Annotated in this window: 12 protein-coding genes; 4 read left to right on the top strand and 8 right to left on the bottom strand. The window is 72.3% G+C overall.

Translation table 11 applies throughout. From position 1 onward, the window contains the following. Positions 1-183: 183 nt before the first annotated feature. The 3 genes from AB0K03_RS27845 to AB0K03_RS27855 form a co-directional block, all read right to left on the bottom strand. Complete coding sequence (locus tag AB0K03_RS27845) at positions 184-2,805, bottom strand: EAL domain-containing protein (protein WP_364690360.1); 2,622 nt, start codon at positions 2,803-2,805, stop codon at positions 184-186. Between the two features lie 544 nt (positions 2,806-3,349). Further along, entirely contained in the window at positions 3,350-3,625 is a 276-nt protein-coding gene (locus AB0K03_RS27850; protein ID WP_364690363.1) for a MoaD/ThiS family protein, read from the bottom strand. Continuing rightward, complete coding sequence (locus AB0K03_RS27855) at positions 3,625-4,710, bottom strand: exo-alpha-sialidase (RefSeq protein ID WP_364690366.1); 1,086 nt, start codon at positions 4,708-4,710, stop codon at positions 3,625-3,627. Before AB0K03_RS27855 ends, AB0K03_RS27850 begins: the two co-directional genes overlap by 1 nt. Before the next feature lie 56 nt (positions 4,711-4,766). On the opposite strand from AB0K03_RS27855, the gene AB0K03_RS27860 reads away from it, so the two are divergent. Beyond that, positions 4,767-5,156 carry a PH domain-containing protein gene (locus AB0K03_RS27860; RefSeq protein WP_364690368.1) on the top strand — a complete coding sequence of 130 codons (390 nt, stop codon included), beginning with the start codon at positions 4,767-4,769 and terminating at the stop codon, positions 5,154-5,156. Position 5,157: 1 nt separating this feature from the next. Here AB0K03_RS27860 and AB0K03_RS27865 read toward each other — a convergent pair whose 3' ends face one another. Next, the gene (locus tag AB0K03_RS27865) at positions 5,158-6,084 is read right to left on the bottom strand and encodes a 2-hydroxyacid dehydrogenase (RefSeq protein ID WP_364690371.1); all 927 of its coding nucleotides are present in this window, start codon (positions 6,082-6,084) and stop codon (positions 5,158-5,160) included. Between the two features lie 105 nt (positions 6,085-6,189). Here AB0K03_RS27865 and AB0K03_RS27870 point away from each other — a divergent pair, with 105 nt between their 5' ends. The 3 genes from AB0K03_RS27870 (at position 6,190) to AB0K03_RS27880 (ending at position 10,388) form a co-directional block, all read left to right on the top strand. Beyond that, positions 6,190-7,359 (top strand): PQQ-dependent sugar dehydrogenase, encoded by a 1,170-nt coding sequence (locus AB0K03_RS27870; protein WP_364690373.1) that lies wholly within the window; start codon positions 6,190-6,192, stop codon positions 7,357-7,359. Positions 7,360-7,422: 63 nt separating this feature from the next. Then, on the top strand, positions 7,423-9,081 hold the full coding sequence (locus AB0K03_RS27875) for a metallophosphoesterase (protein ID WP_364690376.1): 1,659 nt from the start codon (positions 7,423-7,425) through the stop codon (positions 9,079-9,081). 617 nt (positions 9,082-9,698) lie between these two features. Next, positions 9,699-10,388, top strand: a complete 690-nt coding sequence (locus AB0K03_RS27880) for a GAF and ANTAR domain-containing protein (protein ID WP_364690379.1) — start codon at positions 9,699-9,701, stop codon at positions 10,386-10,388. 210 nt (positions 10,389-10,598) lie between these two features. On the opposite strand, the gene AB0K03_RS27885 is transcribed toward AB0K03_RS27880, so the two are convergent. The 4 genes from AB0K03_RS27885 to gatC all read right to left on the bottom strand — a co-directional run bounded on the left by AB0K03_RS27885 (position 10,599) and on the right by gatC (position 15,228). Next, the gene (locus tag AB0K03_RS27885) at positions 10,599-11,336 is read right to left on the bottom strand and encodes an anti-sigma factor antagonist (RefSeq protein ID WP_364690382.1); all 738 of its coding nucleotides are present in this window, start codon (positions 11,334-11,336) and stop codon (positions 10,599-10,601) included. Between the two features lie 535 nt (positions 11,337-11,871). Then, on the bottom strand, positions 11,872-13,365 hold the full coding sequence (gene gatB / locus AB0K03_RS27890) for an Asp-tRNA(Asn)/Glu-tRNA(Gln) amidotransferase subunit GatB (RefSeq protein WP_364690385.1): 1,494 nt from the start codon (positions 13,363-13,365) through the stop codon (positions 11,872-11,874). Between the two features lie 82 nt (positions 13,366-13,447). Beyond that, entirely contained in the window at positions 13,448-14,923 is a 1,476-nt protein-coding gene (gene gatA / locus AB0K03_RS27895) for an Asp-tRNA(Asn)/Glu-tRNA(Gln) amidotransferase subunit GatA (protein ID WP_364690388.1), read from the bottom strand. Positions 14,924-14,928: 5 nt separating this feature from the next. Beyond that, entirely contained in the window at positions 14,929-15,228 is a 300-nt protein-coding gene (gene gatC / locus AB0K03_RS27900) for an Asp-tRNA(Asn)/Glu-tRNA(Gln) amidotransferase subunit GatC (RefSeq protein ID WP_364690391.1), read from the bottom strand. Between the last annotated feature and the right edge of the window lie 121 nt (positions 15,229-15,349).

Genomic DNA, 15,349 nt, shown 5'->3' on the forward strand with positions numbered 1-15,349 from the left:
CCAGCCCGGCCACCGCACCCCAGCCCGGCCACCGCACCCCAGCCCGGCCACCGCACCCCAGCCCGGCCACCGCACCCCAGCCCGGCCACCGCACCTCAGCCCGGCGGCCGCTCGGCCGGCTTGCGCCGCGCCTGGGTTCGTCCGTGGGGGCGGGCACCTGCTGGGTCCGTACCGTCGAAATGTCTACGACCGGTGGCTTTCGAGGTAGGCCTCCATGCGCTCCGCGGGAGCGGGCCGGGCCAGTACGAAGCCCTGGCCGTAGTGGCAGCCCGCCTGGCGGGCGCGGTCGACCTGTTCCTGCGATTCGAGGCCCTTGGCGACGATCTCGAGGCCGAGGCGGCGGCCGAGGCTGACCACGACGTCAATCACCGCGGGGGTGGTGCCGGTCTCGGCCGGCTGGTTGATCAGAGCCTGGTCGAGTTTGAGCATGTCGACCGGGAGGCGGCGCAGGTGGGCGAGGGACGCCTGGCCGGCGCCGAAGTCGTCGAGGGCGGCGCGGACGCCGAGTTTGCGCAGGCCGGTCAGGGACGCCACGATCGCCGGCAGATCCTCGGCGATCCAGGTCTCCTGCACCTCGACCACGAGGCGTTCCGGTTCGATGTCGTGGCGGGCGAGGATCTCCGCGACGCGTTCCGGGAAGCGGGCCGTGAGCAGCTCGCGCGGGGCGACGTTCACGGAGAGCCAGAAGTCGCTGCCGCCGGCGGACCAGCTCGCGAGCCGGTGGCAGGCCGCGTCCAGGACCCATTCGTCGAGTTCCGCGGCGCAGCCGACGGCGCGGGCGATCGGGAGGAGCTCGGCCGGGAGGACCGTGCCGAGCTTCGGGTGGCGCCAGCGCAGCAGCGCCTCGACGCCGACGGGCTGGGCGTCGCGCAGCGAGACGACCGGCTGGAAGACCAGGTCGAGCTCGCCGCGCTCGGCCGCGCCGAGAATCTCGCGTTCGAGGTCCATGCGGCGGTGCAGCTGGATCTCGACGTCCGTGTCGTACCACTCGACGCGGTCCCTGCCGAGCTGCCGGGCGCGGCTGCGGGCCAGGTCGGCGTGGCGCAGGACCTCCTCGGAGTCCTTGCCGCCGGCGAGCTCGGCCAGCCCGACGCTCGTGTGCAGCTCGACGATCATGCCGGGCAGCTCGTACGGCTCCATCAGCGCGGTCACGATGCGGGTGGCCAGCGCGTACGCGAGCACAGCCCCGTCCGGGGTGAGCACCGCGAACTCGTCGCCGCCCAGCCGGGCCGGCACGTCGTCGGCGGCGAGCAGGCTGCGGATGCGCCGGCCGACCTCGATGAGGACCGCGTCGCCGGTCTCCCGGCCGCGGCTGTCGTTGATCTCGGCGAGCCCGTGCAGGTCGATGACGAGCAGGGTGCCCTGCTGACCGGCGCGGCGGCGGAACTCCAGCAGGTCGCGCATCAGGGCGCGGCGGTTGGCCAGGCCGGTGAGCTGGTCGGTGTAGGAAAGGCGGTGCAGGGTGCGTTCGAGGTGCCGGCGCTCGCCGACGTCGCGTACGTGCACCACCAGCGCGGCCACCTCGGGCACCGAGCGCTGATCGGCCACCGTGGACTCGGTGTCGCGCCAGATCCCGTCGCCGTCGCGCAGCCGCGCGGTGATCAGGGCGGGCGGCCCGTCGGCGTGCTCGCCGCCGATCAGCGCCTCCAGCCCGGCCCGCGCGTCGGGAACGTCCTCGGGATGGATCAGCTCGAGGAACGTACGGCCCACGACCTCCGACTCGGCCAGCCCGAACAACCGCGCCGCGGCCGGTGACTGCCACCGGATGGTCAGCCGTTCGTCCAGCACCAGCGTGAGATCGGTGGCGCCGGCGACCAGCGACCGGAAGTGCGCCTCCTTGGTACGCAGCTGCGCGGTGTACCGCCGGATGTCGCTCACGACCAGCAGCTCACGCATCGTCAGCACGGCCACCATGGAGATGCCCAGCGCGATGGCGGTGGTGTTGAACGACCCGACGACGATCAGGTGGATCAGCGCGGCGACCACGCCGACACCGGCCGGTACGGCGAGCAACGGGTAGCTCGACAGGTAGTGGTCCGGCTCCTTGGGCTTCAGGTCCGCGGGCAGGTTGCGCCGCGACCCGCCCTCCGCGGCCAGCGTCAGCCCGGCGACGATGAGCAGGCCGAGCGCCGGGGCGAGCCGGCCGGTGACGCCGGAGAGCACGACGCTGACGACGGCGCAGAGGGCCAGCAGAACGATGATCGCGCCGAACCCGCAGCGCAGGGCGGCCGGCCGGTGCAGCCGCGCCCGCAGCACGATGACGGTGACGATCGAGATCCCCGCCGCGGCGACCAGCGTGCTCGCCAGCGCGGTGTACGGGACCCGGTGCATCGGCGTCACCAGGTACGCCGCGAATCCCAGGCTGATGCCGAGCCCCAGCCCGTCGAACGCCCGCCGCAACCGCACCGCGACCGAAGTGGCCGCCCCCGGCAGGAGCATGGTCCCGGCCACGAAGAAGACGGCCGTCGCGCTCACACCCAACGCCGCCCACACGCCGGCGGCCGGCGGATCGAGCAGCAGGACACCGCAGGTCACGCCCGCGAACAGCGACGCCACGCCGATCAGCCCGGCGCCCCGGCACGCGGCGAAGGCGGCCTCGGCGTGATGGATGGCCAGCGCGGTCCGCCACAGCACGACCGTGGCGAAGACCACCGCGACACCGGTGCCGGCCGCCAGCGAGACGAGCGGCGGCATCAGGCCGGCGACTCCGGCGAGGAGGACGAGCGCCCCGATCACGGGGGCGACAAGGAATACCACTCGGGCGCTGACCCGGGTGGCGAGGCGTGCGGGGGGCGGCACTGCCACGTCGGCGGGATCCTCACGGACGTTGTTGGGGTTGTCTGGTGTTCCGCTTCCAGCGGTTCTTCGCCGCTTGCCGGGGTCGCGGTCCGCTTCTCGGCGGCCTCTCGACCCCGCGGCTCGCGGTCCTGGCCGCCGGTTGCGGTCTGTCGGCTCGCGTCTCTCGGTTCGCGTCTCCGGTTTCAGGTTGTGTTGCGCGTCGTTCGGCTCGGTCTCGCGGCTCTCGCGTGCCACTCTCCCGGCGCGCGGAGGCCGTCAGCAACCGCCGCACGCCACACGGCCGCGCACGGAGGCCACCAAGCGACCGTCGCGCGTCATGCGACGGCGCGCGAGGCCATCAGCGGCCCTCGGCCGCCATACGGCGGCGCACGGAGGCCGGAAACGGCCCTCGCACGTCACCCTGCGGCGCGCGAGGCCGGGAGCGGCGCAGGGGACGCTGCTCCCACACCGGGTAACGACTGTCCCCCGGACAGGTTACGTGCGGGTCGTCATCCTTCGCACGTGCGGAAAGTCGGCTATGGACGGCCCGCTCCCGATCGGGCCGCATAGATCACCCCCCTGCCACCGAGGGAAGCACGTGGATCTCCGCGATCGCCGGGACCGGCGTGTCCAGCCCTCCGGACCGGCGGCAGTCCTCACCGTCCACGTACACGTTGACGTAGCGGCGCAGGGCACCGCTCTCGTCGCGGATCCGCCGCGCGAGCAGAGGCCAGCGCTCCCCCAGCTCGTCCAGCACGGCGCGCAGCGAGCCGTCAGCGGACACCTCCAGGCGCGAAGCCCCGCCGGCTTCCGTGCGGAGCACCCCGGGGACCAGCACTGTCGGCATCAGACGCCGGCCGCCCGTACGCAGAGCACGTCGGGCAGGTGAGCGGCCACCGTGGACCAGCTCTCCCCTTCGTCGGCGCTGGCGAACACCTCTCCGGCGCGGGTGCCGAAGTAGACCCCGGCGGTCGCGGCGTCGTCCGTGCACAGCGCGTCGCGCAGCACGACCGGGTAATACGGGTCGTCGGGCAGGCCCTTGTGCAACGGCTGCCACGTCTCGCCGGCGTCGTTCGAGCGGAAGACCCGGCACAGCAGGTCGACGGGCCGCCGTTCGCCATCGCTGACCAGGGGGAAGTTCCAGATCGTGCCGCCGCGCGACGGGTGCGCGGCCATCGGGAAGCCGAAGTCGGACGGCAGGTCGGCGGCGATCGACTCCCACGAGTCGCCGCCGTCGTCCGAGCGGTAGACCCCGTGGTGGTTCTGCGCGTAGTAGCGGTCGGGGTCGGCGGCATCCCGGGCGACCTTGTGCACGCACTGACCGAACTCCGGCCAGGGGTCCGGCAGGAAATACGCCTTGATGCCGCGGTTGGCGGGCGCCCAGGTCTGCCCGCCGTCGGCCGTGCGGTAGACGCCGCCGGCTGACATGGCCACGAGGATGCGGTCGGGGTCGGCCGGGTGCGGCAGGATCGTGTGGATCGCCTGGCCGCCGTAGCCGGCGCCCCACTCGGGCCGGTGCGGGTGGTCCCACAGGGCGCGGATCAACTCATAGGTCCGGCCGCCGTCGCGCGAGCGCCACAGGGCCGAGGGCTGGGTGCCCGCGTACACGACGCCGGGCTCGAGGGGGCCGGCGGGCGCGATCTGCCACACCCGCTCGACCGCGGCGTCCGTGCCGGCCGGGAAGGCCAGCGGCGCGGCCTCCGGCTCCTGCCAGGTCTCGCCGAGATCATCGCTGATGAGCACGCTGGGCCCGAAGTGGGAGCTGTCGACCCCGGCGAGCACGCGCGGGACCGGCCCGCGGCTGTCGAAGGCGACGGAGTAGATCGCATGGCCGGGGAAGTGCGCGGAGCTGACTCGCCAGCTCCGCCGGTCGTCGTCACTGGTGGCCAGGAACAGGCCTTTCTGGGTGCCGATGGCGAGCATGTGTGTCATGGGGAGCAGTATCCGCGCCGGGTCCGACAAAAATCGTCGGTCGGACGGGTGGGAGGATGACGCTCGTGAGTCGACCCGTCCTGCGCGTCCGCAAGTCCGGCGCCCTCGTCGTCGCCGCCTTGATCGCGCTCGTGGGCAGCACGCCCTTCGCGGGCGCGCGCTGGCAGCTGGCCCCGCTCCTGCTGATCCCGATGGCCGTTCTGATCTGGGCCTGGCGCGCCGGCACGGACGTGCATCCGGACGGCCTGCGGGTGCGGGCCCTCATCGGCTCGACCTTCGTGCCGTGGTCGCGGGTGGTCGAGCTCGCCCCGGACCCGCGCAACCGGATCTCGGCCCTGCTCAACGACGGTCGGGCGCTGCGGCTGACCGGCGTGACCACGGGCAACCTGCCGGCCGTGCTGGCGGCGGGCGGCCAGGAGGTCGGCACCCCGCCCGAGGCGGAGTGACTCAGTAGCCGTCCGACACCTGGTTGATCAGCGGCTCGCCGGCCGCAAACCGCCGCACCTGGTCGCCGGCCAGCCCGTACGCCCGCGGCAGCAGCCCGGCGACGGATCCGGCGGTGTGCGGGGTGAGGAACACGTTCGGCAGGCCCCAGAGCGGGTGGCCCGGCGGTAGCGGCTCCGGCTCGGTGACGTCCAGAGCGGCCGAGATGCGGCCGGTCGCCAGCTCCGCCACCAGGGCGCCGGTGTTCACCACGGGCCCTCGCGCGGCGTTGACCAGCAGCGCGCCGTCCGGCATCGCGGCGAGGAAGGTGGCGTCGACCATGCCACGGGTCTGCTCCGTCAGCGGTACGACGAGCACCACCACCTCCGCCCGCGGCAGCAGCTCCGGCAGCGCGTCGACCCCGTGCACGTCCTCGCGGGGACGGGCCGTACGCGCCACCCGGGTCACCGTGACCCCGAAGGGCGCCATGTGCTCCTCGATGGCACGGCCGATCGAACCCGCGCCGACGATCAGCACCCGTCTGCCGGTGAGCTCCTGGGTCGGCGTGTACTCCTTCGTCGCCCATTCCTCGCGTTGCTGTGCGCGTACGAATGCCGGGAACTGCCGGAACGCGCCGATCGCGGCGCCGAGCACCCACTCGGCCACGGGCTTGTCGTGCACCCCGCGGGCGTCGCACAGCTGGACGCCGGGCGGCGCCAGACCCACCCAGGCGTCCGCGCCCGCGGAGAGCAGCTGCACCACCTTCACGCCCGTGAAGTGCTGCAACTGCTCGGCTGCGCGTACGGTCGCGAGGAAGGGCGGCACCCAGAAGTCGACCTTCGCCGGGTCGGACGGCCAGCTCGCCGCGTCCGCGCAGACCTCGACCTCGACGCCGGCCGGCACCTCGCCGAGCAGCGCCCGGCCCTCCTCGTGGGCGATCCAGACCAACACCCGCCCAACCTAGCCATGTCCCGCCCGGACCGCGACATGAAGCGGCAGCCGGACGGTCCTGTGGACAACCGAAGGCCGCCGGAAAGCCGCGGCTACCCTGGTGTGGTGACGAACGGTGTGATCAAGCGCGGCACCCGCGCCGGTGCGGTGACGCTCGGTGCCGTGCTGTCCCTGACCGCCGCGTGCAGCTTCGGCCCGCCGGACCCCGACGTGGCCGGCGCTCCGCCGAACCTGCCCACGCCGTCGGCCTCGGCCGGCGCCGGGGACGGCGGCGAGCGGGAGGTGGCGGCCACCGTGCTCGCCACGGGCCTCGAGGTCCCGTGGGGGATGGCGTTCCTGCCCGACGGGTCCGCGCTGGTCACCGAGCGCGACACGGCTCGCATCCTCAAGGTCGGCCCGGAGTCGGACGCCGAAGGCCTCAAGGTCACCGAGGTGCAGCGGCTCTCCGAGGTCTCCGCGGGCGGCGACGGCGGCCTGCTGGGCATCGCGGTCTCACCGAAGTACACGACCGACCAGACCGTCTACGTCTACTACTCCACGGACAAGGACAACCGGGTCGCGAAGCTGAAGCTCAAGGGCAAGCCACAGCCGATCCTGACCGGCATCCCGCGGTCGCGCAACGACAACGGCGGCCAGCTCAAGTTCGGGCCGGACGGGCAGCTCTACGTGTCCACCGGCGACGGCTCCACCGGCGGCTCTCAGGCGCAGAACCCCAAGAGTCTCGGCGGGAAGATCCTGCGGATCACCGCCGCGGGCAATCCCGCGCCCGGCAATCCCGTGAAGAATTCGCGCGTCTGGTCCTCCGGTCACCGCAACGTGCAGGGATTCGCCTGGGACGCCGGAAAACGCCTGTACGCGAGCGAGTCCGACCAGCGCACCAGCGGCGAGCTGAACGTCATCGCGAAGGGCAAGAACTACGGCTGGCCCACGGTCGAGGGTGCCGGCACCGACGCCAAGTTCGCGAATCCGCTGGTGACCTGGCCGGCGGAGGACTCCAACTGTTCGGGCGTGGCCGTGCTGGAACGCATGATCGCGACCGCCTGCCCCGGCGGGCAGCGGCTGTGGATCGTCGACGTGACGGGCAACGGCACGCTGATCGGCCGGCCCCACGAGCTGCTGACCGGCGAATACGGCCGGTTGCGCGCGGTGACGGCGGCCCCGGACGGCTCGCTGTGGGTGAGCACCTCCAACCAGGAGGACGGCGGCGAGCCGGGCCCGGACGACGACCGGATCATCCGGCTGGTGTTCTCGGACGGAGGAGCAGGCCGCAGCTGAGCAGGGACTTGACCGACGCAACCGTTTGAGGACCGGCGCACGGGGGCAGGTGAGCCGTTGACCATGAACAACAGACTTTCATCGGCGCTGCACACGGTGCGCCAGGCACTGCACGCCGTGCGCCGGGCGCTTCGCGCGGTGCGCCGGGCAGGCGGCCCTGTGGCTCGCGCCTGGCGCCATCACTGGGCGCATCGCCTTCGCATCTGGGCGGCCGTGCTGTTGGTGAGCCTCACCGGCGTCGTCGTCGGCACGATGCTGCTCGCGCAGTCGGAAATCCCCGTGGGGCCGTTCCGCGCCGAGATGTCGATCAGCCCGTCCGTCGAGGGCGGCACGGAGGTGGACATCCCGCCGCTGGGCTCGCTGCACCTCGACAGCCACGACGGCCCCATCCACCTCAAGGTCAACCTCGGCTCGCTGGACCAACAGCGTACGGAGGCGCTGATCGACGACCCGACGGCGATCAGCGCGGCCGGTCAGTCCGCCGTCGACGACGTCACCAAGGGCGTCCTGCAGCTCAGCCTGCGCGCGCTCGGGGCGGCCATCGCCTGCGCCCTGCTGCTGTCCGCGCTGATCTTCCGCAACGTCCGCCGGGTGGCCTCGGCAGGCCTGATCGCGCTGGCGGTCACCGGCGGGAGCCTGGGCCTGGCGGCGGGGACGATCCGACCCGGCTCGATCAGCGAGCCACGCTACGAGGGCCTGCTGGTCAACGCGCCGGCCGTGGTCGGCGACGCCCGCCGGATCGCGGACAACTACGGCCGCTACGCCGACCAGCTCGCCGAGCTGGTCAGCAACGTCAGCCGCATCTACACCACCGTCTCCGCTCTGCCGGTCCAGCCCGCCGGCAACACCACCCGCATCCTGCACGTCTCGGACCTGCACCTGAACCCCGCGTCGTGGAACGTCATCAAGACAGTGGTCAAGTCCTGGGACATCGACGCGATCGTGGACACCGGGGACATCGTCGACTGGGGAAGCAGCGCGGAGACCACGTACGTCAACACCATCGGGCAGCTCGGCGTCCCGTACATCTATGTGCGCGGCAACCACGACTCCTCCGCCATCCAGGCCGCGGTCGCCCGCCAGCGCAACGCGATCGTCCTCGACAACACCATGACCACGGTGAGCGGCGTGACCATCGCGGGCATCGGCGACCCGGAATTCACTCCGGACAAGAGCGAAACCCCGCCCGCCGCCAACGCGGACGACCCCGGCACCACTCCCCTGCTGAGCAGCGGCGGACAGCTCGCCGCCACGATCCGCGGATCGGACCGGAAGGTGGGGGTCGCGCTCGTCCACGACCCGGCGATGGCTCCGCCGCTGTCCGGGGTGGTCCCCCTGGTCCTCGCGGGCCACACCCACAAACGCGAGGTCAGCATCCTCCCCGCCCCGGCCCCACCCACCGACGGCGCCTCGCCGGCGCCCACCCCCACACCGTCCGGCACCCCCGCGCAGACCCCGCTGGAGACGCGCCTGCTCGTGGAGGGCTCCACGGGCGGAGCGGGACTCCGCGGCCTGGAGAAGGAGGAACCGACGCCGTTGCAGCTGTCGGTCCTCTACTTCGACGAGAACCAGAACCTCAAGGCGTACGACGACATCCAGCTCGGCGGCACCGGTCAGTCCAACGTCGAGATGCAGCGCAACGTGGTCGGCGCGGAGAAGCCGGCACCCACGACCGACCCGTCGGTCTTCAACGGCGTCACCCCGGCGGTCCGGCGAAGCTGACCGGTTCCGGCTTTTCTCAGGTACGGCCACAGCAACGTCCCCTGGCACACCGGCCGGCACCTGCCGTCCCGGCCTGAGTGCCGCCGGCATCCGGGCCGGCCTGCCGCCCAGACAGCCCGCTTCAGGCAGCCAGCTCAGGAAGCAGGCTCAGGAAGCAGGCTCAGGAAGCAGGCTCAGGAAGCGGGCTCAGGAAGCAGGCTCAGGAAGCGGGCTCAGGAAGCCCGTTCACGCCGCCCCTTCAGGCAGCCGGCTCACGGAGCCGGCGCAGTCCGTTTCGGGCTGTGCTGACCACGACGCTCGTCGCCGCCGGCCTCCTCGCGCCGCCCGGGCGGCCGGATTCCGCTCACCGGCTCGTCCGAGCCACCCCCGGCGCGCCGGCGAGAATGTCGCGCTCCCGCCGCGTTCACGCATGCCTGCCCCGGTAGCGGGCATACCGCCACGGGTTGGAACAGTGCTCGCGACGCTGTGCCAGCCAAGGCTCCGGGCGGCATGATAGGTCCGTCCGGAGCCGTCAGAACTCCCCCGGGGGGCCGCACATGGCCGAGTGGGCGAACTCGAGTTTCCGCCGGGGTGGCGCTCAGGGACAGCCGTCGAGAGAGTACGGCGGAACCGCGAGCATGAACGACCTGGCGGCGCAGCTCAGCGACATGGCGCGCTCCCTGCAGCAGCAGGACGGCATGCAGGACACGCTGGACGGCATCGTGACCGCCGCGGTGCAGACGGTGCCCGGCGCCGGCCACGCCGGCGTGATGGTCGTCAAGGGCCGCCGGCACATCCAAACCCCCGCGGCCACCGACGAGGTCGTGCGCCGGGTCGACCGCGCGCAGTACGAGACCCGGCAGGGCCCGTGCCTGGACGCCACCTACGAGCAGCAGACGGTCCGCCTGCCCGACATGGCGGAAGAAACCCGCTGGCCGGACTTCAGCCGCCGCGCGCTGACCGAAGGCATCCGCAGCATGCTGTCATTCCAGCTGTACGTCGAAGGCGACAACCTCGGCGCGCTCAACCTGTACTCGGGCCTGACCAGCGCCTTCGACGACGAATCGGAGCACGTCGGCCTGCTGTTCGCCTCGCACGCGGCGGTCGCCATGGTCGGCGCCCGGCGCGAACAGGACCTCACCCGCGCCATCTCCGTGCGCGACCTGATCGGGCAGGCCAAGGGCATCCTGATGGAACGCCACAAGATAACCGACGATCGGGCGTTCCAGCTGCTGGTACGCGTCAGCCAGCACGCGAACGTCAAACTGGTCGAGGTCGCGCGGAACCTCGTCGAGACCGGCGAGTTGAACGACCCCCGCAGGCCGTGAAACCAGTCAGGCCACAGCGGTCACTCTCATGACGCCGGCCACCGGCGACCCGCCGGGATGGCTCGCCATGCGGGGTTGCCGGGTCCGGCTGAGGTTCTGCAGCCGGTCCGGCGAGGCAGGCCTTGCGGATCACTGGCCAGGCGGGTTTGGCCGGCCCCCGCAGGCCGGGCCGGCCCTTGTCGCGCATAGCGCGGAGCCTGGTGGGGCTGGTCATGCCGGCTGGTCGGATGCGCCGGCCTCGTCTTCCTGCGCCGGACGGTTCCTTATGCGCGACCGGCGCTGCGCATCGTCCGCACGCATGGCCTCCGCGCGCTGCCGGGTCTCGCGAGCCATTTCCCGCAGGGCAACCGACTGCCGGATCAGGTGGTCCGCCGGCTGCGGGGCGTGCCCCGGGCGCCCGCTCGCCGCCGGGCTCCGGTCGCCCGCCGCGGTCGGCATGCGATCGCGGATCGTGCGAGGCGCCCGATCACTTGCCGTGTCCGGTGTCTGGTGGCTGGGGAACGGGTGGGTTCGGTCGGGCAGCGCCTCGGATCGAGGGCCGGGAATCGTCGGCGGCGGCTGAAGGCGTGGTGGGACGGCGAAGAGGTCGAGCAGCCCGGTGACTTCCAGGACCTGGCGGACGCACGGGCTCGGATCGACCAGAACCAGCCGGCCGCCCGCTGCCTCCGCCTTCTTCCGGCAGACCAGCAGGCAGCGAATCCCCGAGGAATCAAGGAACCCGAGGCCGCCCGTATCGATCTCCACGGTTCGGTGAGCCGGCCCCCGCAACACCTCGTCGACAACGGAACGAAGCTCCGGCGCGGTCGTCGCGTCGAGCTCTCCGGTCAGGCGAAGGAGCGTGGCGGGCGTCCCCGCACGGGCGACAACCTCGACCTGAAGCCAATCCCTGGCGACAGCGGTCTCATCAGCGAATTGGTCAGCGACAGCGTGCTTCGCAGTGGTGTCCATACCGGTCCCTGCGTCGAGCGGTGAACCGGTTCCCTGCTCATTGAAGGCACGGCTCGCCGACACCCACGCTACGGCAACACCGGCACTGCCGCCATCAAACCCCCGACCGTGGGACACGCCACCCGACCGCAGGACCCGGGGTTCCCGCAAGGCCCGGGTATCGCACGGCCGAACCCGCAACGCCCCGATTCCGCACAGCCAGATCCCCGCACAGCCAGATCCCCGCACGGCGGGATCCCCCGCACGACCGCTTCCCGTGCGGCCGCACCTCCAGGCGAACGCGCTCTTTCGCGGCCGCGACCCCGCACGCCCGCGACCCGCACGGCTGGAGGCCGCACGGGTGACGTCTCGCGGTCGTGGCGCCGAGCGGATCAGGCAGCGCACCGCCCGACCGTTCACCGACCGTGGTCGTTGGCCGGTCTCGCGGTGCTCACGCCCGGAGGGTGACGTGCGCAGGCCGGGACGGCACGGGCCGATGGGCGTGTGCCGTCCCGCTTTGCTGCGGCCGTACTTGGATCTTCGGGGTTGGTGAAGGTCAGCTCAGGCGGGAAAGGATCAGGTCGCGGACGGTCTTGGCGTCCGCCTGGCCGCGGGTCGTCTTCATGACCGCGCCGACGAGGGCGCCGGCCGCGGCGACCTTGCCGTCGCGAATCTTGGCGGCGATGTCGGGGTTGGCGGCGATGGCCTCGTCAACCGCGGCCTGCAGGGCGCCGGTGTCGGAGACGACCTCGAGGCCGCGGGCGGTCATGACCTGGGCCGGGTCGCCTTCGCCGGCGACGACACCCTCGAGGACAGTACGGGCGAGCTTGTCGTTCAGCTTGCCCTCGTCGACCAGGGCCTGCAGCTGCGCGACCTGCGCCGGGGTGGCGCCGACCTCGGCGAGCTCGACGCCGGTCTCGTTGGCGCGGCGGGCCAGCTCGCCCATCCACCACTTGCGTGCGCCGGCAGGGGCGGCACCAGCGGCGATGGTCTCCTCGATCAGCTCGACCGCGCCGGCATTGGCGACCGACTGCATGTCGAGCTCGCTGATGCCCCAATCCTCGCGCAGGCGGGCGCGCTTGACGCTGGGCCGCTCCGGGAGGTTCGCCTTGAGCTCGGCGACCCAGGCCGGGTCCGGCGCGATCGGGACGAGGTCGGGCTCCGGGAAGTAGCGGTAGTCGGTCGCGGTCTCCTTGGAACGGCCCGGGCGGGTGTCGCCGGTGTCCTCGTGGAAGTGCCGGGTCTCCTGGGTGATCCGGCCGCCGGCGTCGAGCACGGACGCCTGGCGGATGATCTCGGAGCGTACGGCGCGCTCGACGGACCGCAGCGAGTTGACGTTCTTGGTCTCGGTACGCGTCCCCCACTCCTCGCCCGGCCGGTTGAGCGAGGTGTTCACGTCGCACCGCAGCGAGCCCTGCTCCATGCGCACGTCGGAGACGCCGAGGGAGCGGATGATGTCGCGCAGCTCCGTCACGTACGCGCGGGCGACCTCGGGGGCCTTGGCGCCGATCCCCGGCACCGGCTTGGTGACGATCTCAACGAGCGGGATCCCGGCGCGGTTGTAGTCCACGAGCGACTCGGTCGCGCCGTGGATGCGCCCGGTCGCGCCGCCGACGTGCAGCGTCTTGCCGGTGTCCTCCTCGAGGTGGACCCGCTCGATGCCGATGCGCACGGTCTCACCGTCGACCTCGACGTCGACGTAGCCGTCGGTGCACAGCGGCTCGTCGTACTGCGAGGTCTGGAAGTTCTTCGGCATGTCCGGGTAGAAGTAGTTCTTCCGCGCCATCCGGCACCACTCGGCGATGTCGCAGTTGAGCGCGAGCCCGATGCGGATCGTCGCCTCGATGCCGGCCCGGTTGGCGACCGGCAGCGCGCCCGGCAGGCCCAGGCAGACGGGGCACACCTGGGTGTTGGGCTCCGCGCCGAACTCCGTCGGGCAGCCGCAGAACATCTTCGTGTTCGTACCGAGCTCGACGTGCGTCTCCAGGCCGATCACCGGCTCGTAGCGGGCGGTCGCGTCCTCGTACGAGGGCAGCACGGTCGTACTCATGCGGTCACTCCAAATCCGGACATGGCAAGCCTGGTGGGGTTCGCCGCGCTCCTGGCCGGGCGCCGGGAGCGCGGCGGTGGTTCTACAGCTCCGGCGGGGTCAGCGTGCCGACCGCGGACTCGAGGGCCGCGGCCACCCGGTACATGCGGTCGTCCGCCATCGTCGGCGCCATGATCTGGAAGCCGACCGGCAGACCATCGGACAGCCCGCACGGCACCGAGATCGCCGGGCCGCCGTACAGGTTGGTGGGGATCGTGTAGAGGTCGGCGAGGTACATCTGGTACGGGTCCGAGGTGCGCGACCCGAACGGGAACGCCACGAACGGCGTGGTCGGCGAGATCAGCACGTCGACCCGCTCGAACGCCGAGGTGAAGTCCCGCGTGATCAGGGTGCGCACCTTCTGCGCCTGGCCGTAGTACGCGTCGTAGTAGCCGCTGGAGAGCGCGTACGTGCCGAGGATGATGCGCCGCTTCACCTCGGGGCCGAAGCCCTCGTCGCGGGTCAGCGACATGACTTCCTCGAGCGAGCGCTTGCCGTCGTCGCCGGAGCGCAGGCCGTAGCGCACGCCGTCGAAGCGGGCCAGGTTGGACGATGCCTCGCTGGGCGCGATCAGGTAGTAGGCCGGCAGGGCGTACTCGAAGTGGGGGCAGGACACCTCGACGACCTCGGCGCCCAGCTTGACCAGCGCCTCGACCGACTCGCGGAAGGCGGCGGCGACCCCGGGCTCAGCGCCCTCGCCCGCGAACTCCTTGACGATGCCGAGCTTCACACCGGTCAGGTCGCCGGTGGCGCCCAGCCGGGCGGCGGCCACGACGTCCGGGACCGGCTGCGGGATCGAGGTGGAGTCGCGTGGGTCGTGCCCGCCGATCACGGCGTGCAGCAGGGCGGCGTCCTCGACCGTACGGGCACAGGGACCCGGGGTGTCCAGCGAGGACGAGAAGGCGATGAGCCCGTAGCGGGACGTGCCACCGTACGTGGGCTTCGCGCCGACGGTGCCGGTGACCGCGCCGGGCTGACGGATCGAGCCGCCGGTGTCGGTGCCGATCGCCAGCGGAGCCTCGTACGCCGCCAGCGAAGCGGCACTGCCGCCGCCGGAGCCGCCGGGGATGCGCCCGAGGTCCCACGGGTTGTTCGTGGGCCCGTACGCCGAATACTCGGTGGAGGAGCCCATCGCGAACTCGTCCATGTTCGTCTTGCCGAGCATGACGGTGCCGGCGCCGCGCAGCCGCTCGACGAGCGTCGCGTCATACGGCGGCTTCCAGCCCTCGAGGATCTTCGAGGCGGCGGTGGTCGGCACGCCGCGGGTCGCGATCACGTCCTTGACCGCGACGGGCACTCCGGCCAGCGGCCCGAGCTCCTCGCCCCGCGAACGGCGGGCGTCCACGTCGGCGGCGGCCGCGAGCGCACCCTCCCGGTCGACGTGCAGGAACGCGTGCACGCGGTCGTCGACGGCGGCGATCCGGTCGAGGTGGGCGGTGGCGACCTCGACGGCGGAGGTCTCCCCTGCGGCGATGAGGCCGGCGATCTGCGCCGCCGTCATCCTGGTGACGTCACTCACGGCGCTCACTCCTCCTCGTCCAGGATGCGCGGTACGCGGAAACGACCCTCGGCGGCGTCGGGGGCGCCGGCGAGAACCTCGTCCTGCTGGAGGCAGGGCTGCACGACATCGTCGCGGTAGACGTTGGTCAGCGGCACGGAGTGCGAGGTGGGCGGGATGTCGTCGGCGGCCACGTCACCGATCCGGGCGACCGACTGCAGGATGACATCGAGCTGACCGGCGAACCTGTCCAGCTCCTCGTCGGTCACGGCGAGCCGCGACAGGCGCGCGAGATGCGCGACCTCTTCGCGGGAGATGGCGGCCATCGTGCCCCCTGGTGTCGGTCGGTGATGCTGACCCGGAGAGTCTATTCAGCTCGGCGAGGGGTTTGTCGGGCGGCTCCCCAACCTGTGGATAACCCGTTCAGGCGGCGCTCGCCGCCCGAGC

This window comes from Actinoplanes sp. NPDC049316 (assembly GCF_040677315.1).
Classification (GTDB): Bacteria; Actinomycetota; Actinomycetes; order Mycobacteriales; family Micromonosporaceae; genus Actinoplanes.

What these genes read in the sequence shown, in the direction of transcription:
- AB0K03_RS27875 (WP_364690376.1), top strand. Translation starts at nt 7,423, where the DNA reads ATGAACAACAGACTTTCATCGGCGCTGCACACGGTGCGCCAGGCACTG.
- gatC (WP_364690391.1), bottom strand. Translation starts at nt 15,228, where the DNA reads ATGGCCGCCATCTCCCGCGAAGAGGTCGCGCATCTCGCGCGCCTGTCG.
- AB0K03_RS27885 (WP_364690382.1), bottom strand. Translation starts at nt 11,336, where the DNA reads ATGGACACCACTGCGAAGCACGCTGTCGCTGACCAATTCGCTGATGAG.
- AB0K03_RS27860 (WP_364690368.1), top strand. Translation starts at nt 4,767, where the DNA reads ATGACGCTCGTGAGTCGACCCGTCCTGCGCGTCCGCAAGTCCGGCGCC.
- AB0K03_RS27855 (WP_364690366.1), bottom strand. Translation starts at nt 4,710, where the DNA reads ATGACACACATGCTCGCCATCGGCACCCAGAAAGGCCTGTTCCTGGCC.
- gatB (WP_364690385.1), bottom strand. Translation starts at nt 13,365, where the DNA reads ATGAGTACGACCGTGCTGCCCTCGTACGAGGACGCGACCGCCCGCTAC.
- AB0K03_RS27850 (WP_364690363.1), bottom strand. Translation starts at nt 3,625, where the DNA reads ATGCCGACAGTGCTGGTCCCCGGGGTGCTCCGCACGGAAGCCGGCGGG.
- AB0K03_RS27880 (WP_364690379.1), top strand. Translation starts at nt 9,699, where the DNA reads ATGAACGACCTGGCGGCGCAGCTCAGCGACATGGCGCGCTCCCTGCAG.